This window comes from Streptomyces sp. NPDC059010, assembly GCF_042740355.1.
Taxonomy (GTDB): domain Bacteria; phylum Actinomycetota; class Actinomycetes; order Streptomycetales; family Streptomycetaceae; genus Streptomyces.
In genome coordinates, this window is record NZ_JBHYJA010000023.1 from 21,447 (window position 1) to 43,083 (window position 21,637).

General features: G+C 72.8%; 6 protein-coding genes and 1 pseudogene. 4 read left to right on the top strand and 3 right to left on the bottom strand.

Annotated elements, in window-relative coordinates:
- Positions 1 to 288: 288 nt before the first annotated feature.
- Both ACFWYS_RS24720 and ACFWYS_RS24725 read left to right on the top strand, forming a co-directional pair.
- On the top strand, positions 289 to 2,550 hold the full coding sequence (locus ACFWYS_RS24720; protein ID WP_384772853.1) for a BTAD domain-containing putative transcriptional regulator: 2,262 nt from the start codon (positions 289 to 291) through the stop codon (positions 2,548 to 2,550).
- 103 nt (positions 2,551 to 2,653) lie between these two features.
- Positions 2,654 to 15,319, top strand: a complete 12,666-nt coding sequence (locus ACFWYS_RS24725) for an amino acid adenylation domain-containing protein (protein ID WP_384772856.1) — start codon at positions 2,654 to 2,656, stop codon at positions 15,317 to 15,319.
- Here the strand turns inward: ACFWYS_RS24725 and ACFWYS_RS24730 are convergent.
- From ACFWYS_RS24730 to ACFWYS_RS24740, 3 genes are all read right to left on the bottom strand, one after another.
- Positions 15,264 to 16,358 (bottom strand): LLM class flavin-dependent oxidoreductase, encoded by a 1,095-nt coding sequence (locus ACFWYS_RS24730; protein WP_384772858.1) that lies wholly within the window; start codon positions 16,356 to 16,358, stop codon positions 15,264 to 15,266. The genes ACFWYS_RS24725 and ACFWYS_RS24730 overlap by 56 nt on opposite strands.
- A 110-nt stretch (positions 16,359 to 16,468) precedes the next feature.
- Positions 16,469 to 17,971 carry a metallophosphoesterase family protein gene (locus tag ACFWYS_RS24735; RefSeq protein ID WP_384772860.1) on the bottom strand — a complete coding sequence of 501 codons (1,503 nt, stop codon included), beginning with the start codon at positions 17,969 to 17,971 and terminating at the stop codon, positions 16,469 to 16,471.
- A gap of 83 nt (positions 17,972 to 18,054) precedes the next feature.
- Positions 18,055 to 18,960: an MHYT domain-containing protein gene (locus ACFWYS_RS24740; RefSeq protein WP_384772863.1), complete on the bottom strand. Its 906-nt coding sequence runs from the start codon at positions 18,958 to 18,960 to the stop codon at positions 18,055 to 18,057.
- Between the two features lie 445 nt (positions 18,961 to 19,405).
- Here ACFWYS_RS24740 and ACFWYS_RS24745 point away from each other — a divergent pair, with 445 nt between their 5' ends.
- Positions 19,406 to 20,584 carry a Cmx/CmrA family chloramphenicol efflux MFS transporter gene (locus tag ACFWYS_RS24745; RefSeq protein ID WP_384772866.1) on the top strand — a complete coding sequence of 393 codons (1,179 nt, stop codon included), beginning with the start codon at positions 19,406 to 19,408 and terminating at the stop codon, positions 20,582 to 20,584.
- A pseudogene (locus tag ACFWYS_RS24750) lies at positions 20,581 to 21,587 on the top strand (IS481 family transposase). Before ACFWYS_RS24745 ends, ACFWYS_RS24750 begins: the two are co-directional and overlap by 4 nt.
- Positions 21,588 to 21,637: the final 50 nt, after the last annotated feature.

Sequence of the window (21,637 nt, forward strand, 5' to 3'; positions counted from 1 at the left end):
AAGGGATGGGTGGAGGATGCCTCGCAGGGGGACCCGGAGGCCCTGGGGGATCCGGGGGACCTGGGGGCCCTGGGGGATCCGGGGGACCTGGGGGCCCTGGGGGATCCGGGGGACCTGGGGGATCCGGGATCCGGGATCCGGGAGACTCACCCCCGGGAGATCCTTGCGGCGGGGGTCTCTCGGGGGATCTTGTTCCTTCGGGGATCCGTTCCTTGATCCTCCTGCGGGCGGATGAGCAGTGGATGAGCAACGCCGGTGTGACCGCGACAGTGGAGGGCGGTGGAGGACATGGGCCCTGGGTTCGGCGTGCTCGGGCCGGTCACGGCGTGGGACGCGGACGGGGACGCGATCGCCCTGAAGGGGCCGAGACACCGCTCGGTGCTGGCCCGGCTGATCGTCGCGCGACGGCGTGTCGTGCCGGTCTCCCGGCTGGTCGACGACCTCTGGACGGAGCCGCCCGCCGACGCGGTGGGCGCCGTGCGCACCTTCGTCGCCGCGCTGCGCCGCGCCCTCGAACCGGGCCGCCCGCCCCGCAGCCCGGCCCGGCTGCTGGTCACCGACGGCCCCGGCTACGCCCTGCGCGCCCCGAAGGACACGGTGGACGCCTGGCGCTTCGAGCAGACGGTCGCCGAGGCCGTGACACTGCCGCCCAAGGACGCGGCCGTACGACTCGACGAGGCGCTCGGCTGGTGGCGCGGGCCCGCCTACGCGGAGTTCGCCGACCAGCCGTGGGCGCACGCCGACAGCCGCCGCCTGGCCGAACTGCGCCTGCACGCCGTGGAACTGCGCGCCGAGACGCTGATGTCCCTCGGCCTGGCCGACCGGGCGGCAGCGGACCTTCACGCGCACGCGGCCGAGCACCCCTGGCGGGAGAACGCCTGGCGCCTGCTGGCCCTGGCGCTGTACCGCACCGGCCGACAGGCCGACGCGCTGGACGTGCTGCGCCAGGCCCGTGCACTGCTTGCCGGGCAACTGGGCGTCGACCCGGGCCCGCGACTGCGCACCCTGGAGACGGACATCCTGCGGCAGGCCGACCACCTGGAGCAGGCGCGGGATGGCCACGGCCAGGCGCCGGACCGTTTCGCTCAGCCACGGGATCGACTCGGCAAGCCGCCGGACCGCCTCGGTCGGACGCAGGACTCCTTCGGCCAAGCGCAGGACCACCTTGGCCAGGCCCAGGACCCCCGCGCCCGAGGCTTGGACGACCCCGCCCACGAGTCGGACGACCCCGCCCACGAGTCGGACAACCCCGCCCACGAGTCGGACAACCCCGCCCGTGAGTGGGACAACCCCGCGGGCCGGGTCTGGGAGCAGGTCGCCGCCGCCTACGACCGCACCGTCGCGCCCGACGCGCGGGCACGCCTGGAGTCGACCACCGGCCTGTTGCGCAGCCTCGCCGTTACCGGAGGCAGCGGACTGCTGGCCGCCCGCGAGCACCGGGTCGCGGCGATCGCGGCCGCGGAGGAAGTGGGCGATGCGGAACTGACGGCCCGGGTGATCGGCGCCTACGACGTCCCGGCCATCTGGACCCGCGTCGACGACCCGGAACAGGCGGCCAGCGTGGTCGCGGCGGCCGAGCGCACCCTCACCGCCCTGCATGCGCAAGGCGAAGGCCAGGGCCAGGGCCATGAGGCGGCAAAAGGCCGGCTGCTGGCGACGATCGCCTTGGAGTCGCGCGGCACCCCACCCGCCGACGCCACCGCCCACGCCCGTGCCCCCCAGGCCGCCCGCCAGGCCGAGGAGATCGCCCGCCGACTGGATGATCCGGTGCTGCTGGCATTCGCCCTCAACGCGTCCTTCATGCAGTGCTTCGACCGCACCGGGCTGGCGCCCCGCCGCGACGGGATCGGCGCGGAGCTGGTCGCGCTCTCCGCCCGCAACGGCCTGGCCAACTTCGAGATCCTCGGCCACCTCGTCCGGCTCCAGGCCCGCAGCGCCCTCGGCGACTTCACCACGGCCGACCGCCATGCGGCCGCCGCGGACGCACTGGCCGTACGCCACGAACGGCCGCTGGTGGGCGTGTTCACCGGGTGGTACGCCGCACTGCGGCTGGACGCCACGGGCCAGGCACCGGTGACGGAGGTCGAGGCCGCCTACCGCGACGCGGCCACCCTCCTCCACGACGCGGGCATGCCGGGCCTCACCGAGGGCCTCCTGCCGCTCGCCCTCCTGTGCCTGCGCCTACGCCACGCACAGCCCCTCCATGCCGATGCCGATGCCGATGCCGACACCGAGGCCGAGACCGACATGGACTGGGGACCGTACGCCCCCTGGGCGCACCCCCTGCTCCTCCTCGACCAGGGCCACCGCGCCGTGGCCGCCGAGGCCCTCCGCGCGACACCCGACCCGCCCCGCGACCTCCTCCAGGAGGCCCTGTGGTGCCTCACCGCCCGAGCCGCACTGGCCCTCGGCGACCGGCAGACCATGGTCCGCGCCCACACCGCCCTCACCCCGGCGGCGAACGAACTGGCCGGTGCCGGCAGCGGTTTGCTCACCCTGGGGCCGGTCTCGGCGCACCTTGCCGACCTGGCCGACGCTCTTGGGCGCTAGGCCTAGGCAAGGACATGTCGGTCAGTCGGCCAACCGTTCGACGATACTCGTCGTCGTACTGGTGAAGATCAGGAAAATCCTGCTCGGACGAGAAAGGAAGCGCATGCCGACTCCCGGGCGCCGTACCGCCTCCACGCTCCTCGACATCCTGCTGCGTGCCGCCGAGGAGACCCCGGAGCAGGTCGTCGTCCATGTCCGCGGAGACGGCAGCGAACACTCCGTCACCTTCGCCGAACTCCACGACGACGCCCTGCGCGTGGCGGCGGGCCTGCGCGCGGCGGGCGTCGAGCCCGGTACGCCCGTTCCGCTGCTCGCCGGCCTCGGCGAGGACTTTCAGCCGATGTTCTGGGGTGCCCTGGCGGCGGGGCTCGTGCCCGTGCCGCTCGCTCCGGAGGCGGGTCGGGCGGGGCCGGTGTGGGAGTTCCTCGGCAGGCCCGCCGTCCTGGTGGACGACTCCACCGAAGCCATGCTCGGCGAGTTCCCGGCGCCGGTGCGCGCCCTGCGGCTGGGGGCGCTGCGCGAGGCCCGCCCGTTGCGCTCGCTGCCCGCGCGGCATCCACAGGACCTCGCCTTCCTGCAGTTCTCCTCCGGCAGCACCGGCGCCCCCAAGGGTGTGGAACTCACCCACGAGGCCGTACTCGCCAACCTCCGGCAGATCCGCGCCGCGACGGCGGTCACCTCGGACGACGTGGTCGCGACCTGGATGCCGTACTTCCACGACATGGGTCTGATAGGCACCCACCTCGTGCCCATGGCGGCGCGCCTGAAGCAGGTACGGCTGGAACCGCTGACCTTCGCCAAGCGCCCCGCCCGCTGGCTCGAAGCGGTGGCGCGGCACCGGGCCACCCTGCTGTCGGCGGCCAACTTCGCACTGGCGCTGGCCGTACGAAGGGTGCCGGCGAGCACCTGGGCGGGGCTGGACCTGAGCTGCGTACGTCTGATGCTCGTGGGCGCCGAGCCGATCGCGCCGCGTGTGTGGCGGGAGTTCGGCACGAAGGCGAGGGCGGCGGGGCTGGACGCCCGGGCCATGCTGCCCGTGTACGGGCTGGCCGAGGCCACGCTCGCCGTGACCGTGCCCCCGCTCGGGGAGATCGCCGAGCCCCGCGCACTGGACCGGGCGGCGCTGAGCCGGGGCCGGGCCGTTGCCGCGCGGCCCGGACCGGACGCCGTCGAACTCATGGACGTGGGCCGCGCGGTGCCCGACTGCGAGATACGGATCACCGACGACTCCGGGGCGCCGCTCGGCGACCGGCGCGTCGGTCACATCGAGGTACGCGGCCCCCAGGTGGCCCGCGGCTACCACCGCGCCCCCGACCTCCCCGCGGACGCCGACGCGTTCTCCGCCGCCGGCTGGCTGCGCACCGGTGACCTCGGTTTCCTGGACGAGGGCCGCCTGTGTGTCACCGGCCGTCACAAGGACGTCGTCTTCGCAGGCGGCCGTACTTTCCACGCAGCCGACCTCGAAGAGACCGCCGCCACCACAGCGGGGCTGCCCGAGGGGACGGTGGCGGCGATCGGGTCCACCGATCCGGACACCGGGGGCGATCGGGTGGTGGTGTTCGTGCAGTGGGCGCGGCCCGCCCTGGCCGCGGCCCTTCCGGTGCTCGACGCGGCGGCGGCGCGGGTCCGGGAGGCGCTGGGACACGACGACGTACGGGTGTTGCCGCTGCCCCCGGGCGCGTTCCCCCGGACGACCAGCGGCAAGCTGCGGCGCGCCCTGATGCGCACCCGGTTCGAGGCGGGCGCCTACGCGGCGGTCGAGGCGCGGCTGTCGGCGGCGCGGCTGTCTGCGGGACGGCTGCCGGCGGGGCGGCTGCCGGCGGGGCGGCTGTCGGCGGGGCGGGCCGGGGCCGAGCCCGCCCCGGAGGTCCGGGAGCAGGGCGGCCCGCAGGTTGCCGCCGTGCCGCGTTCTCGGCGTGACGTCGAGGACGTGGTGCGCGGGATCTGGGCACGGACACTGGAACTTGCGCCGACGGACATCGGCCGCGATGACCGGTTCTTCGCCCTCGGGGGCTCCTCGCTGAAGGCGATGGCGGTGCTCGCCGGGATCGAGGACGCCTTCTCCGTCACGCTGGAGCCTCGGGTGCTGCGGGACCACGACACGGTCGGGGCACTGTCCGGGCATGTGCTGGGTCTGCTGCTCACGGACCTTGACGGAGCGTCAGCGGGAGCGGAGCGGGAGACGAGGGCGGACGCCGGGCACGTGCCGTCCGGCGCGAGCAGCGAGAAGCGGCCAGTTGCGATTCTCGGAATGGCCTGCCGATTTCCCGGTGCGCAGAGCCCCGAGGACTTCTGGGAGTTGCTCGGGTCAGGCCGCGGCACGGTGACGGCCGTTCCCGACGGCCGTTGGGCGAGCGCGCCGGGCACCCCCGGCCTCTTCGGCTCCTTCCTCCCCGACCCCGCCGACTTCGACGCCGCCTTCTTCGGCCTGGACGACGACGAGGCCCGGGCGACCGACCCGCAGGCACGGATCTTCCTGGAGCTGGCCCACGAGGCGCTGGAGCGCGCCGGGTACGCGGGGCCGCGCAGGACCGGCCGCAGGATCGGAGTGTTCGCCGCCGTCGGTGACAGCGGATACCGCGAGATCCTGGCCGCCGCCACGGACGGCGACCTCACCGCCCACCCCGGAGCGCTCACCGGCAACCTCCCCAACCTGATCGCCGCCCGCCTCTCCCAGACACTCGACCTCGACGGCCCCGCCCTCGCGGTCGACACCGCCTGCTCCTCCGCGCTCGTGGCGCTCCACCTGGCACGGCGCAGCCTCCAGAGCGGCGAGTGCGGCATCGCCGTGGTCGGCGGCGTCCAACTCGCCCTCACCGCGACCGGCCACCGGCTCCTGGCCCGCGCCGGCGCGCTCTCCCCGACGGGCAGCAGCCGCCCCTTCGGCGCCGCCGCCGACGGAATCGTGCCCGGGGAAGGCGGAGCGGCCCTCGTCCTCGGCCGCCTGGACGACGCGCTGCGGGACGGCGATCCGGTACTCGCCCTGGTCCGCAGCACAGCCGTCAACAACGACGGCCGGTCACTCAGCCTGCTCGCCCCCAACCCGCGCACCCAGCGCGAGGTCATCACCCGGGCCTACGACGAGTGCGGCATCGACCCCGACTCGGTGTCTTACGTCGAGGCACACGGCACCGGCACTCCGGTCGGCGACCCGATCGAGGCGCAGTCGCTCGGGCACGCCTTCCCGCCCCGCACCGACGGCCGCCCGCGCCTGCTCGGCTCGGTCAAGGCCACCATCGGACACCTGCTCAACGCAGCCGGAATGCCGGGACTGGTCAAGACGGTCCTGGCACTCCAGCACCGCCGGATCCCGCCCTCCCCGGACACCACCTCGCCCGCGCCCTACCTGGAACGCGTCGCCCCCGGCTTCGAACTCGTCACCGAGCAGCGGGAATGGCGCACGGCAGGGCCGCTGATCGCGGGCGTCAACGCCTTCGGCTTCGGCGGCACCAACGCACACGCCGTCCTGGAGGAGGCACCGGCCCTACGGACCCCCTCCGCATCGCCCTCCGCCGACGGCCCGCACCTGCTCACGCTGTCGGCCCACAGCCCCGAGGCCCTCCTGTCGGCCGCGACCGACCTGGCCACGTACGTACGGACGCACCCCGAGCTGCCCGAGGCGGACATCTGCGCCACCGCCAACACCGCGCGCGACAGCGGTCCTCACCGCCTCGCCGTGATCGCCGACGGTGACCTCGCGACCCGCCTCGCCGCTGCCCGCACGGCGGACTTCACGGTGGCCCGGTCGCGTCCACGGACGGTGTTCCTGCTGCCGGGACAGGGAGCCCAGCGACCCGGCCAGGGGCGCGCCCTGTACCGGTCGTCCCCGGTGTTCCGGGAGGTCCTGGACGAGGCCTCCTCGCTGACGGGACCCGTGCTCGGACGCTCGCTCGCCGACTGGTGCCTCGATCCCCGGACGGATCCGGCGGAGTTGGCCAGGACGGAGGTGGCCCAGCCGCTCCTCGTCGCGTTCGGAGTGGGCCTGGCCCGGCAGTTGGGGGAGTGGGGCCTGGCCGCGGACGCCGTCGCCGGACACAGCGTGGGCGAGATCGCCGCCGCGTGTGTCTGCGGTGCGCTGAGTCTCGCCGAGGCGGTGGGGTTCGCGGCGGAGCGGGGGCGCCTGGTGGGGGAACTCGCGCTGCCCGGCGGCGCCATGGCCGCGGTCAGGGGTGACGAGGACACCGTCGCCGAGTTCGTCGCGGCAGCCGACGGCTCGTTGAGCGTGGCTGCCGTCAACGGGCCTGACCAGGTGGTGATTTCGGGCGCCGAGGACGCTGTCGAGCGTGCCCTCGCGGAGCTGGCGGCACGTGGCGTGGCCGCGCGCAGGCTCCGCGTCTCCCATGCCTTCCACTCCCCGCTCCTGGAGCCGGTCCTCGACCCGCTGCACGACGCCGCCAAGGCGCTGACCGTCAAGACGGCGGCCGTACCCATGCTGAGCACGGTCACCGGGGAGTGGCGGCCCGGCCTCACCCCCGACTACTGGCAGGCGCATGCGGTGCGGCCGGTGCGGTTCGGGGCGGCTGTGGGACGGCTTCTCGACGAGGGCTACGACACCTTCGTCGAACTCGGGCCGGGCAGCACTCTGGGCGGGAGCGTCCGTGCGGCTGCCGGTGCGCGGGGTGCTCTTGACGTGGCGGTGCTGACGACGGGGGCGACGGGGCCTTCCTCGGAGCCGGGGCATGAGGGGGAGGCCGCCGGGGCGCGAGTGCTGCTTGAGACGGCGGGACGATTGTGGGCGCGCGGCGCGGCTCTGGACCGGGCGGCGCTTGAACGGGCAGGGCTTGAACGGGCAGGGCTTGATCGAGCAGAGATTGATGGGGCAGCGCTTGATGGGGCACGGCCCGATGGGGCAGTGGTTGGTCGGGCGGGGCTTGACCGGCCGGGCCGGGCTGCCGGGCGGGCGAGGGTGCCCTTGCCGACGTATCCCTTTCAGCGCAGGCGTCACTGGCCGCGCAAGGCCGGCGCGGCGGCTGTCGTACGGCGACTCGACTGGAGGGACGTGCCGCTCACGTCGGCGGCCGGGCCCCGTGTGGTGCGGCTGATCGGTGCGGACCAGCCGCTGGGCCGGGCCCTGACGGAGCAGCTCGTCGGCCGCGGGGTGACGGTGCTGGGGGAGAGCGGTGCGGCCGGGCTGCGTGCCGCGTCGGCGGACACCGTGGTGTGGCTGGGAGGCGGCGAGGGCTCCGGCGACGGAAGCCGGGAGAGCGTGGATGCCGCCACCGACGCCGCCGTCACGTCACTGCGCCCCGTGCTCGACGTCCTCGCCGCCGGCTGCAGCCGCCTCGTGGCGGTCACCGAGGACGCGTATGTCACCGGAAGCACCTCGACCGAACAGGCGCGCCCGACGCAGGCACTCCTGCACGGCTTCACGCCGGCGCTCGCGGAGGAGCACCCGGGACTTGCCGCCCGCAGCGTCGACCTGTCCTCTCGCGACACGCTCGACGCCCGGGCCGAGGCAATGGAACGGGAACTGCGGTCGGTCCATGAGCCGGGCGCGGAGGGCGCGTTCGCATGGCGTAACGGGGTCAGGCTCAGCCGTACGCCGGCCGATGTGTCGGATGTCTTGGACGTCTTGGACGTCCTGGACGTTCCGGATGTTCCCGCAGCGCTCGAAGCCCTGCCGCCGGACGGCACCTACCTGATCACCGGGGGAGCGGGCGGGCTCGGCTCCGCGCTCGCCCGTGACCTGGCCGGGCGCGGCGCATGCGAACTGATCCTGACCGGGCGTTCCGACACCGCCCCCGACGAGCTGCTCGTCGAGCTCAAGGCCCAGGGCGCCCGGGCCCGGTACCACGCGGCCGACGTGTCCGACGAAGCCGCCGTCGAGGCCCTGTTCACCACGCTGCCCGCGCTGGACGGAGTGTTCCATGCGGCCGGCACCGTCCGTCCGGGCACGCTCCGCGCCAAGACGGAAGCCGCGAAGGACGGCGAGAACGGTCGCGAGAGCGGTGATGTCGGCGGCAAGGTCGTCCGCGACGTCGGCGGTGAGATCGAGCGGGTGCTCGCCGCGAAGGTGCGCGGCACGGTGCTGCTCGCCGAAGCGCTGCGGCGGCACGGCCAGACACCCGCCGTGTGCGTCGCCTTCTCCTCCCTCTCCTCCGTACTGCCCGGCCTGGCGGGTGCGCTCGGCGACTACGCGGCGGCCAACGCCTTCCTCGACGCCCACGCAGCCGCCGAGCGAGCGGACGGCCGACCCTGGCAGGCGATCGGGTTCGGTCCTGTCTCCGACGCGGGACTGGCCGCCGGTGCACCGGCACCGGCCCTGGCCCGACTGCGCGAGCGCGGACTCGGCCCCATGACCACACGGGCCGCGATCGCCGCGCTGCGGGTGGCCGTCGCCACCGATGCCGCGCACCTGCTGGTGACCGCTGCGGCACCCTCGGCACGGTTGGCCCCCGCGAACCCCTCTAACCCCGCGGCCCCCTCGGCCTTCGCGCCGCCCTCAACACCGTCGACGCTCTCGGAGGCACCGGCGTCCCGCACGGCCTTCAAAGCGGACCGTCCGGGCGACGCGCACGTCATGGACGCGGTACGCCGCATGCTCGCCGAGGCACTGCACCGCACCCCTGAGGACATCGGCGACGACGAGCAGTTCCTCGGCCTGGGGCTCGACTCCCTGACCGCCGTCGACCTCGCACGCCGCCTGGAGACGGAACTCGGGCTGCCGCTGCCCGCCACGCTGCTCTTCGAGTACCGGACGATCGGCGAGCTGACCACCCACCTCAGCGGGCAGACGTCCACCGCACCGCGGGCCGCCCGCTCAGCGCACCGCCGCCAGGAGGACACCCCGCGCCCCCTCACACCGCTCCAACGCGCCTTCCTCACCACGGAAGCCCTGTACGACGGCGTCACCGCCTACGGCTTCCTACGGCAGACCGTCCGCGGCCCCCTCGACCCCGAACTCCTCGGCCAGGCGCTGGCCCACCTCGCGGCACGGCACCCCATGCTGCGTCTGCGCATCACCATGGACGGCACACAGCCGCGCCAGTACGTCGCCCCCGCCGATCCCACCCACCCGGCTCCCCACTGGTACGAGGTGCACGAACCGGACGCCACGGCACCGCCGCTGCCCGACCTCGAACAGCGCCTGTACAACCGCCCGTTCGATCTGACCACCGAGGACCCGGTGCGTGCCGTACTGGTCCGCGACCGCCTGGACGCCCACCTCGCCCACCTGCTGCTGGTCGTCCACCACAGCGCGGCGGACGGCTACAGCCTCAAGATCCTGTGCGAGGAACTCTGGTCGCTGTACACCTCACTCACCCATGGGTCGCACCTCCAACGCCCCATCCCACGCGCCGAGTTCGCCGACTACGCGAACCTCCTCACCGCCGACCGTCAGTCGCCCGCCTTCACCCGCGACCAGCAGTACTGGCGTGATCGCATCGCCGAGCACACCGCGTCGGCGACGGCCCCGGCACTCCCGTACGACGGCGACCCGGAGGCCCTCCCGCAGCCGCCGCTCACCCACCACCAGACGACGGTCGACGCGACGCTCACGGCGGCGTTGCGGGAACTCGCCGCCCGGCACGAGGTCTCCCTCTTCCACCTACTGCTCGCGGTGTACGGCCGCTGTCTGGCCCGCTGGAGCGGACAGCGGGCCGTCGCCGTGAACGTGGCGCGCGCCCGCCGCGAGGTCCCCCTGCCCGGAATCGACCGGCTCGTGGGACCGCTCGCCGACACGCTGCCGGTGTTCGTCACCGTCGACCCGGACGAGCCCGCGACCACGCTGGCCCGGCGACTGCGGCGGATCTGGCACGAGGCGGAGTCCCATGCGACCCTCGCCAGCCCCGACATCGCCGCGCTGCTGCCCGCCACCGGGCCCGCCCCGCGCACGGTCGCCCCGGCCGGCTTCAGCTTCGCCCGCTTCCCCGTGAGCCACGGCCGCGACTGGCCGGTCACCGTCACCCCGACCGCTGCGGCCACCGCCTCCGCCGCGACCCGGCTGGGACTGCTGTGCTGGGAGTCCGACACGGCCCTGCGCCTCTCCTGGAACCACCCCGCCCACCTCTTCCGGCCCGCCACAGTCGAGCGTCTCGCCGAGGACTACCTGGCCGAACTCCGCGCCACGACCGGACAGCAGCCCTCGCGGCAGCATTCGTGGCAGCCGTCGGGATCCGGCTCTTCACCGGTCGTACGACCTCGCACGCCGCCCGCCACGGCGCCTGCCGTCGCATCACCCCTTGCGCCCCTTCCATCCCTTCCAGCCCTTTCCCCCCTTCCGCTGACGCCCGGCGACGACGGAATCATCGAGCGCCTCGCCGCCCGGTTCCGCGCGACCCCGACCGCCGTGGCCATCAACACCGGTAGTACGACCCTCACTTACGCCGATCTCGACCACGCCTCCGCCACTCTCGCCGCCCGGCTACGGGCGACCGGCGTACACCCCGGCGACCTGGTCGGTCTCCTCACCGAGCCGGGCGCGGACACCGTCGTCGCCGTGGTCGGCATCCTCCGCACGGGCGCGGGTTGGGTGCCCCTGGACGCCGGTCACCCCATCGCCCGCCTCCAGGACCAGGTGACACGAACCGGCCTCGGCGTCGTGGTGCGCCACACGGCAACGCACGCCGCCACCGGCCGACTCACCGGCATCACCCCCGTCGCCACCGACGCCCCCTCCCTCCCGACAGCCCCGCCTCCGCCTCCGTTCCCGTCCTCGTCTCCATCTCCGCCCCCGGACGCCATCGCTTACGTGATCTTCACCTCGGGCTCCACCGGCCGCCCCAAGGCCGTCCCGATCACGCACCGGTCCATGCTCAACTACCTCGACTGGTCCCTGACCACGTTCGGCTACGGCCCCGGCGATCACCTCGCGCAGACGGCATCCGTCTGTTTCGACGCCTCCGTACGCCAGTTGCTGGCACCGCTGCTGGCCGGGGCCACCATCCACACCCTCACCCGAGACCTCCTGCGCGACCCCGAGGCACTGCTGGACCGGATCGTCAACGACCGTGTCACGGTGTGGAGTTCGGTCCCGACGCTCTGGGAGCGGCTGCTGACCGCCGCCGAGACCCGGGTACGACAGGATGGGACACCCCCGGACCTGTCCGCACTGCGCTGGGTCCACGTGGGCGGCGAGGCGCTGCCCGCCGCCCATGTCCGCCGTTGGTTCGACCTGCTCGACAGCCGCGGGGGACCGGAGCACAGGGTCGCCAACCTGTACGGCCCCACCGAGGCCACCATCAACGCCACCTGCCATGTCATCGACACCCGGCCGGCCGACGACGTACGCCGGCTGCCCATCGGCCGACCAGTGGCCGGCACCGAACTGGCCGTCGTCACCGAGGACGGACGTCCCTGCGCGAGTGGCGAGCCCGGCGAACTGCTCATCGCCGGAACGGGACTGACACCCGGTTACCTCGGCGAGCCGCAGCTCACCGCGCAGGCCTTCGTGGAGCGCGACGGTCGTCGCTGGTACCGCAGCGGTGACCGGGTCCGCCGAACCGAGGACGGCGCGCTGGAGTTCCTCGGCCGCCTCGACGACCAGGTCAAGGTCCGCGGACACCGAGTGGAACTCGGCGAGGTCGAGGCCGCGCTGCTCGCCCACCCGGACATCGCCCGTGCCGCCGTACTGCTCATCGACGGACGTCTCGTGGCGTACGTCGAACCCCGCCCCGGCCCGGACGAGCCCGGCCCACGCGAGGTGCGCGCCTTCCTGTCCCGAACCCTGCCGCCGTACATGCTGCCCGGACGCATCCACACGATCCCGGCGATCCCGCTCACCGGCACCGGCAAGATAGACCGCAACCTGCTGGCGGGCGAAGTCGAGGGAACGACCGGCGCGGCTGGCACCGGGAGAGTCGGTGATCACGCCAAGGGAACCCTCCCCGGGACCCTTCCTGGAACCCTCCTCGAAACCCCTCCTGGAACCCTCCCCGGAACTCCTCCCGCCACCCCGACCGAGCTCACGCTGGCGCGCATCTGGTCGACCCTGCTGGGCGTCCCGGACGTCACCCGCGAGGACGACTTCTTCGCGCTCGGCGGCGACTCCATCATGGTGTTGGAACTCTTCTCCCGCCTGCGCGAGGAACTCCCGGCCGTCCCACGCCCGACCGCCCTCTACACCCACCGCACGCTGAGCGCACTGGCAGTGGCCCTCGACGCCGCCGCCACCGAGCCGACGTCGGCTTCGGACGAGGACGAGAATGCGCATGACCCGGGCTCGGCCTCACGGTCGGCGCGGCCCATGGACGCCTACCCCCTCACCCCCTCCCAGCGCGGGTTCCTGCTCGCCGACACCATCGACCCCGGGGCGGGTTCCGGCTGGCTCGCCCGGTTCCGGCTGAGCGGACCGCTGCGCCATGACGTCTTCCAGGGCGCCGTCGACGTCCTGGTGGCCCGTCACCCGATGCTGCGCACCGTCTTCCCCGCGGGCGCCCGCCCGCCCGTACAGCAGGAGCTGCCGGACTCGTTGCGCCTGCCCGTGGAGGTGGAGCCCCTCGCCCACCCCGACCTGCTTCAGCAGCGCACGGCCGAGGAGTCGCGGCGCCGACTGGAGCCGTGGGCCTGGCCGTTGCTGAGGCTGCGGCTGTTCACCCTGGCCCCCACCGAGCATGTGCTCCTGGTCCACGCGCACCACCTCATCGGCGACGGCTACAGCGCCGCCCTGCTGGCCCGCGAACTGTTCACCGTGTACGACCGCCTCGACCGCGGCCTCCCACCCGACCTGCCACCGCTCGACAGTTCCTTCCGCGACCACGTCGCCCTGTCCGCCGTACTCCCGCACCCGCGTGGACCCGAGGCCGACGGCTACCGCGCCCGCCTCCGGGCGCCCTACACACCCCCCGTGCTGCGCCGGCCGGCGGGCGAGGAGGCCGATGGGCAACCACCGTTCCACACCACGGGTTTCACCCTCGACGCCGCGACGACCGACGCGTTGCGGCGACTCGCCCGCAACGCACAACGCACCCTGTACGCACCGCTGCCCACCGCGTACTACCGCGCCCTCACCGAGCTCACCGGCCGCCGCGACCTCGTGCTCGGACTAGCCGTCACCGGCCGCGAGGAGTCCACGGCGGACGCGCATCGGGTGTTCGGCCCGTTCGCGGAAGCGGTGGCCCTGCGTCCAGCCGCCCCGCCCGTCGTTGGAGGCAGCGGCAGCGCGGGTCAACTCGGCTCATTCGAGCACGACTTGAGGTGTATCGGGGCCGAGACGGACCGGGCCCGGGCCGAAGGCCCGAGCGAGGTTCGCACGGCGGCGGGGCTGCCGATCCACGCCCAGTTCTTCTTCACCTTCCTCGACTTCACGTCCCTCGGATCCGAGACCGGTCGTGGCGTCGGCGTCGGTGGCGGTGGCTTGACGCTGCGCGCGGACGACTCCGACACCGCCCTTGCCCCGCCGCCGGTGGGCACCGATGTGTTCCTGGCCGTGCGGCCGTTGGCGGACGGTGAGGAGGGTCTGCGCGTCACCGTACGGGCCCCCGTGGCGGCCCTCGCACCCCGCGAAGCCGCCGGGTTCGCCGAGCGGATACAGACACAGCTGCGGGAGGCCCTGAGCGAGACCGAAGCCGAAACCGAAGCCGTAACCGAAACCGAACCCGCCCTCACCCCAGTCCCGGCCCTCGCCCCCGCCCGCAGGCGCCGCCCACACCTCGACGCCGCGCTCGTCGGATACCTGCCCGCCCCGCACCACCTCGCCGCCCTCGCCGGACTGCCGGCGGCGAGTCCGGGCCTCGGCCGTGAGGAGATCCGCGCGCTCCTCTTCCCGGACGGCCACGCCCGACTGCTGGAGGAGACCGGGACCCCGCTCGGGAACTCCGGTTTCGTCGCCCTCCCTCTCTTCGCCGACGAACTGGCCTCGGGCGGCGACCTCGCGGCCCGTACCGCCCGAGCCGTCGAACACGCCGCCTCCCTCGGCGCCCGCTGCGTCTCGCTCGCGGGCATGATCCCGTCCCTCACCGGCTACGGCTACGACGTCCTGCGGGAGACCAGGACCGACGCGGCCCTCACCACCGGACACGCCACGACGACCGTCGCCGTGGTCAGGACCGTCCGCTCCGCGCTCGCCGCCACCGGCCGCCGGCTCGACGAACTCTCCCTCGCCGTCGTCGGATGCGGCTCGATCGGCACCTCGTCCCTACGACTGCTGCTGGCGACCGTGCCCGGCCCGCCGGCCCGACTGCTGCTCTGCGACCTGCCGGGCAGCACGGCCCGACTCCGGAAGCTGGCGGCGGACCTGTCGGCCGGACACCCGACGCTGCCGATCGAGGTCGCCGAGTCGGGGCGGACACTGCCCGCGGCGGTCTACGAGGCCGATGTGATCGTCACCGCCGTGAGCGGCGCGACGGCCCTGGTGGACGTCGGTCGGCTCCGCTCCGGCACGATCGTCGTGGACGACTCCTTCCCGCACTGCTTCGACACCGCGAGGGCACTGGACCGGATGAGCCGCGACCAGGACGTGCTGGTCGTCGGAGGCGGCCTGCTGGCCGTCGACTCCACGCGGCCACGGCTGAGCGAGGACCTGCCGGGCGTGGCGAGCACGGGGTTCGCCACTCGGTCCGGAATTCCGGGCACCCTGGCCTCGTGCCGACTGGAGTCACTCCTCCACGCCCATCTCACGGACTCCGGCCGCTCCCCGAGCGAACTGCCCCTGATCCACGGCCTCGTCGATCTGCCCCGGGCTCTCGCCCACTGGGACGCGGCCGAGGCCGCCGGAGTACGCGCCGCCCCGCTGCACCTGCTCGACAGCGTCCTCGAAGGCGAGGGGCTGCCCCTCAGACCCCCGGACGCCAACCCAGCGCCGGACCGAGGCGGGTGGCGATGTCGGTGAGGATCTGCACATAGTCCTCGTGCTCGAAGGTGAAGGGCAGCGCGAAAGCGACCTCGTCCACCTCGCGGAACGCGGCGTGGGCGTGGAGGCGTTCGGCGATCTCCTCCGCGGTGCCGACGAGGTCCGGGGCGAACAGCAGTCGGGCCGGGCCCTGCGGTGCGGTCGTGCGAGGGGTGCGCTTGGCGGCGTACTCCTCGTACTTCGCGCGCTGTTCGGGCGTGGCGGAGTCGGTGGGGATGACGACGAGGCCCTGGGAGACGCGGGCGTTCTCGCCGTCGGGGTGGTGGGCGCGGAAGGCGCGGATGTGCGCGAGCTGGATCTCCGCGAAGTCCGGCGCCCGCTCCGGGTCCTGCGGGCCTTCCGCCCCGGCGTCTTCTGTATCGGGGCCTTCTGCCTTGACGACGCTGCTGGTCAGCAGGTTCATCCCGTGCTCGCCGGCCCACCGCGCCGAACGCAGACTGCCACCGCCGTACCACAGACGACCGCCCAGGCCGGGTGACTGCGGCTGCACCCGGTCCGAGCTGTATTCGATGTGCGGCTGCCGCCGCGCGGCCTCAAAGCCCTCGGTGCCGCTGAAGTCCGTGGCCGGCTTGCCCCGCACGAAGTCCAGCAGTCGCCGCACCCGCTCGTAGCCGAAGTCCTCGGCGTCGGCCGTGTCCGGGTACAGGGCCTCCTTGACGCGGTCGTAGTGCATCGGCGGGCCCACGCTGACGCCCGGGTTGAGGCGGCCGCCGGACAGGAGGTCGACCGTGGCGAGGTCCTCGGCCAGCCGCAGCGGGTTCTCCCAGCCGAGCGGGATGACCGCCGTGCCGAGGTCGATACGGCGGGTCCGCTGGGAGGCCGCGGCGAGGACGGCGACGGGGGAGGAGATGCCGTACTGCAGATGGCGGTGGCGCAGCCACGCGCTGTCGAAACCGAGCCGTTCGCCCAGCTCGATGATCTCCAGCGTGGACTCGTGGCCCCGGCGTGGATCCGCCTCGTCGAAGAGTCCGATCGTGAGGAAGCCGAGCTTGCGCAGCGGGCGTGAGGTCGACGGCATGGACTCCTCCATCATTGAACCTTCAATGGACGTGTTCCCGTGCCAACTCGATCACGTCCCGCGCTGTTCCCGTCGCCCGCGGCCAGTTCAGCAGGGTCGTCAGCGATCAATCACCTCAACGGGATCGTCACCTCGTCCTCGACCGGCGGGTCGACCTCATGGGCGAGGCTGCCGGTGGCGGCGTAGCAGCGCAGGCGGACGGTCTCCGGGGTGACGTCCAGACGGAGGAACTGCTTGAAGAACGGCGGGCTGTACGTCGCCGAGCTCGGGGAGAACAGCTGGGTGTGGATCTTGCGCACGGGAAGGCGGAACCGCTTGGCCCGGTCGGGGCGGCGTCCGGTGCCCAACAGGCCCGCGACCAGGCGGGTGCGCCAGGTGATGCGGGCGTCCGGGGCGGCTGCGCGACCCGGCTGGATCTCCAGCCGTTCGGCGATGACGGCCGTGGCTTCATCCTCGGTGAGCCCGAAGAAGCGGCGCATGCGCAGCCTGCGGCCGTAGAGCGCGCTGTAGAAGGCCAGGGAGTCCCCGCGCAGCGGATAGCAGCGGAACTCCTTCTCGGTGACGTTCGCGATGTCGACCCGCGGAATCGTGTGCGTGGCGTGCATGAACGCACCGCCGCCGCCCGAGACGACGTACTGGATGGTGCGGCCGTCCACCGGCACCGGATAGCGCTGGTAGTTGTGGATGTCGCCGCCTATCGCCGCGACGTAACGGTGGGCCGGGTCACGGACGATCTCGTCGACGGTGCCGCCCCCTTCGATCGCGCACGGGTGGTGCTCACCGTCCACGTACAGGGGCTGGCCGGTGATGAGGATCTTCGGCCGGGGATCCTTCGACACCTCGCGCAGCCAGGCTCCCTGTTCGGCGTCGATGCCCCCGAGCAGCCCGGTGTCGATGCCTATGATCCGCACCGGCCCGGCGTCGATCGCCCAGTACGGCCCCGGCTGTACGGCCCGCTGGGCCGGAGCCGACCTCGACTTCCGGTCCTCCGCCAGGCGTTGGCCGTCCCCCTCGCGCGGCCGGTGCCACAGAAGGGAGCGCAGCCACGCCTTGCCGAGCGGGCGCGGGGCGGCCTCCGGGGCCAGGGGCGGGGCGTCGTCGCAGAAGACGCGCATGAACGCGCCGAGGTCCTCGTACCAGTCGTGGTTGCCCGGTATCGCATAGATGGGCGCCCGGTAGTCCTGGTAGGGCCGGAAGAACTTGGTGCCGTAGTCGTCGGCGCTGCCCACCGGGTAGATCACGTCACTGGCGAGGACCGCGAACCGGGAGTCCTGACCCACCTTCAGAAAGCCCGGCACGACGGAGTACTGGGGCTCGTCGCCCTCGCCGGTGTCACCGATGACGAGGAACGAGAAGCGGTCCGGGTCGTCGCGCCGGATCACCTTGTCGGCGGGCGCCCCGGCGTCCGCCCGCTGCGCCACCCAGCGGCTGCGGGTGCGCCCCGTGGGGTCCCCGAACCAGGACGCGAGCACGCCGTTGCGGGCGGCCCACAGCGTCTTGGGGTTGAGCCAGGAGATCTTCTCGATCTTGGGCGGCAGCAGTCGCTTGTACGCGCCGGGTTCGGTGGCGCCCCAACCGGCGCCCGCGGCGGTATCGCGTGAGGAGTCAGACACCGGTGCACCGTAACAATGATCTAGAGAAGGCCGAGAGGGGGAGGCGGGGTCCGGCACGTGGCCTCCGCCCTGCCTCCCCCGGCTCACCACTTGCGAGCGTACGGTTTACGGCGATGCTGTGCGGGCCCGGCGGTCCGCGCCCTGAACTCCGGGTCTCCGTCGGGGCGTTGCCATGAGGCGGTGCCCGGCCGGGCACCGGAGTCGGTCTCGGCGGGGCCCGGTGAGCCGTTCGCGACGGACCGGTTCCGCTCGGGCTCGCCGAGGACGAGCAGCGGGTCGAACATCACCACCACCCCGGCCAGCAGCAGGAAGACGGCCGGCCCCAGCAGCATGGGCAGCAGCAGCGAGGTGGGTGAGTCACCGGCCCACGAGGAACCGGACGGGCCGTGCAGATGCACGCTGACCGCCGCCATGCCCGTGTAGTGCATCCCCGAGACGGCCACGCCCATGACCAGGCTCGCGCCGAGACTGGTCAGAAAACCGCGGACGGTGACGGCCGCCCACAACGCGGCCGTCGCGGCGACGATCGCGATCAGGACGGACAGCCCGACGGCCGGCGCGTCGTACCGGATGGTGCCGTCGAGGCGCAGTGCCGCCATGCCCAGGTAGTGCATGGCGGCCACACCGAGCCCGGTGATGACGCCCGCGGAGGTCAGCGGGCCCCTGCCCGCGCCCCGGTAGCCCACGATGAACACGCCGATGCCCACCACCACGACGGCCACGGCGAGGCTGAGGACGGTCAGGCCCGCGTCGTAGCGGATCCGGGCCTCCTCGACCTGGAAGCCGATCATGGCGATGAAGTGCATCGTCCAGATGCCGCAGCCGATCGAGGCGGCGCCGAGCGCCAGCCAGCCCGGCTTCCACGACTGGTCGTTCAGCAGGGACCGGACGATGCACCGCAGTCCCAACGCCCCGCCCAGGCAGGCCATCAGATAGGCCGCCACCGGGGTCACCGCACCGTAGCGGAACCCGTCAACCGTGCCTTCCATATGCCAACTCCCCCCAGAGTCATGGCCAGTTGTGGAGCAAGGTGTACGGGGCAGAGATGTGTGAAAGCAAGCCTTTACCGCCGGTAGCCGTTGAACTCTGCATCACCATGAGTCGACTCCGGTCACACAGGATTGAATTTCGGGCCAGTTCGAAGCCGGATTCGGGAATGCCTGCTTAGCCGTTGCGGGACATGACGTTGGTGACGCAGGCCGATGCCTGTGAAACCAGGATGCTTCGACGGGCATCGGTCGGGTAGCGTGCGGGCCATGTCGAGTCCTGAGTCAGACAAGGTGGGGGCTTTCGGTCACGCCGTCAGCCCCCTGAACCACTGAACTCGTAGCCCTGTCGTCACGCCGCTTTCTGCGGTGGAACGTATGCGCGCTCGGGGCTGGCCGCGGTGACGAGATGACCTCCTCGTGCCTCTCCTCACCTCGGAGCCACTCGATGCCTCTCCCGCTGTACCTGCTTGCCCTGGCGGTCTGCGCCATGGGCACCTCGGAGTTCATGCTCGCCGGTCTTCTGCCGGACATCGCCTCGGATCTCGACGTCACCGTCGCAACAGCAGGCGTGCTCACCTCGGCCTTCGCGATCGGCATGATCGTCGGCGCCCCTTTGGTGGCCGCGCTGGCCCGCAACTGGCCCAGGCGTCCGGTCCTTCTCGGGTTCGTCCTCGTGTTCGCGGCAGCTCACGCCGTGGGCGCCGTCACTACGAGATTCCCCCTCCTGTTCGCTACCCGAGTCGTGGCCGCGGTCGCGAACGCAGGGTTCCTCGCCGTCGCTCTGACGGCTGCGGCCGCGCTGGTCTCACCCGACAGGAAGGGACGCGCGCTGGCCGTGCTGCTGTCAGGCACGACGGTGGCCACGATCGCCGGGGTCCCCGGTGGGTCGGTGCTCGGCACGGCACTTGGCTGGCGGGCCACCTTCTGGGCTGTCGCCGTTCTCTGCCTGCCTGCCGCTCTCGGCATCCTGAAAGGCATCCCAGCAGGACGTGGTGAGGATCAGGCGACTGGCAGGCCGGCGTTGCCAGTGGAGCTCGCCCAGCTCGCCCGGCCGCGGTTGCTCCTGGTGATGCTGCTCGGCGCGCTGGTGAACGCGGCGACCTTCGGAAGCCTCACCTTCCTTGCCCCCGTGGTGACCGACAGCGCCGGGCTGGGCGAGTTGTGGATCTCTGTCGCTCTGGTGCTCTTCGGTGCCGGGTCCTTCGTGGGCGTCACCACCGCCGGACGGCTGTCCGACCGAAGTCCCGGTCCGGTCATCGCGGTCGGCGGTCCGTTGCTGCTCATCGGCTGGCCGGCTCTGGCGATGCTGGCCAATGAGCCGGTTGCCCTGTTCATCCTCGTGTTCGTGCAGGGCGCGCTGTCGTTCGCGCTGGGCAGCACGCTGATCACGCGAGTCCTCTACGAGGCCGCGGGAGCCCCCACGATGGCAGGTTCGTATGCGACCGCGGCGCTCAACATGGGTGCCGCCGTCGGCCCCGGCGTCGCTGCGGCCACGCTCGGCACCGAAGTCGGGGTCCTCGGACCGCTCTGGACGAGTGGGCTTCTCGTCGCGGTCGCGCTGCTCATCGCGTTTCCCCTCCTGACCGTCATCACGGCTGGCCGGAGCACCGACGTGCTGCGGTGACACATGCTCACGCCCCCTTGAACGTCGAGGGACGCCGACGGCTCGTGGAGCGCTGCCGCACCCGTCCGATCGCGCACGTCGCCGCCGAGGCCGGTATCTCCCGCGCCTGCCTGTCCAAGTGGAAGAACCGGTACGACACGCACGGCGAAGCCGGGCTGCGGGACCGCCCGAGCGTCCCGCGGTCTTCACCGACCCAGATCCCGCCCGATGTCATCGAACGGATCGAGCAGCTGCGGCGGGACAACAAGTGGTCCGCCCGCCGGATCACCCTTGAACTCGCGAGCCGAGGCGTGCGGATCAGCGAGCACACCGTAGGCCGGTGGCTGGCGCGCCTGGGCATCAACCAGCGCCGCTTCCTCGACTCGGACGGCTCGACCAACAGGCGTCCGAAACGGGTCGTGGCCCGCTACCCGGGCCACATGGTCCACCTGGACGTCAAGGAAGTCGGACGCATCCCGGACGGCGGCGGGTGGCGGGCCCACGGACACGGCTCCGAGCAGGCCAGGCCGCACAGCGCGCAAAGACCAGTGGCGCCAGGGGCGGGTACGTCTACCTGCACTCTGCCGTCGACGGATTCTCCCGCCTGGCCTACACCGAGCCCCCTTCCCGACGAGAAGGCCGCCCCACCGTGGCGTTCCTCAGCCGAGCCCGCGCGTTCTTGGCCACCCACAGCATCCACCGGGTCGTGCGAGTGGTCACCGACAACGGCGCAAACTACCCCGCAGCGGCCTTCCCGCGCTCACTGATTCCGTGGGCCTCCCGCCACCAGCAGACCAAGCCCTGCGCGCCCCGGCACAACGGCAAGGTCGAGCGCCACCAACGCATCCTCGCTGAAGAACTCCTGTATGCCAGGCAGTGGGCCTCTGAAGCAGAACGGGCTCGGGCGATCGCGGTCTGGAACGTCCACCACAACTACCACCGGCCTCACACTGCCGCCGGTAGCCGTCCTTCAGCCTCACGCCTCCACGCGAGCGTCACCAACGTCATGGCCAGCAACAGCTAGTGCCTGCCCATGCCTGCCCCGGGCACGTGTGGTGCCGGACCTCAGGGTGT

Bases quoted from the DNA above. Each gene is read 5' to 3' on its own strand.
- ACFWYS_RS24740 (WP_384772863.1), bottom strand. From the start codon at position 18,960: ATGGAAGGCACGGTTGACGGGTTCCGCTACGGTGCGGTGACCCCGGTG.
- ACFWYS_RS24730 (WP_384772858.1), bottom strand. From the start codon at position 16,358: ATGCCGTCGACCTCACGCCCGCTGCGCAAGCTCGGCTTCCTCACGATC.
- ACFWYS_RS24720 (WP_384772853.1), top strand. From the start codon at position 289: ATGGGCCCTGGGTTCGGCGTGCTCGGGCCGGTCACGGCGTGGGACGCG.
- ACFWYS_RS24725 (WP_384772856.1), top strand. From the start codon at position 2,654: ATGCCGACTCCCGGGCGCCGTACCGCCTCCACGCTCCTCGACATCCTG.
- ACFWYS_RS24745 (WP_384772866.1), top strand. From the start codon at position 19,406: ATGCCTCTCCCGCTGTACCTGCTTGCCCTGGCGGTCTGCGCCATGGGC.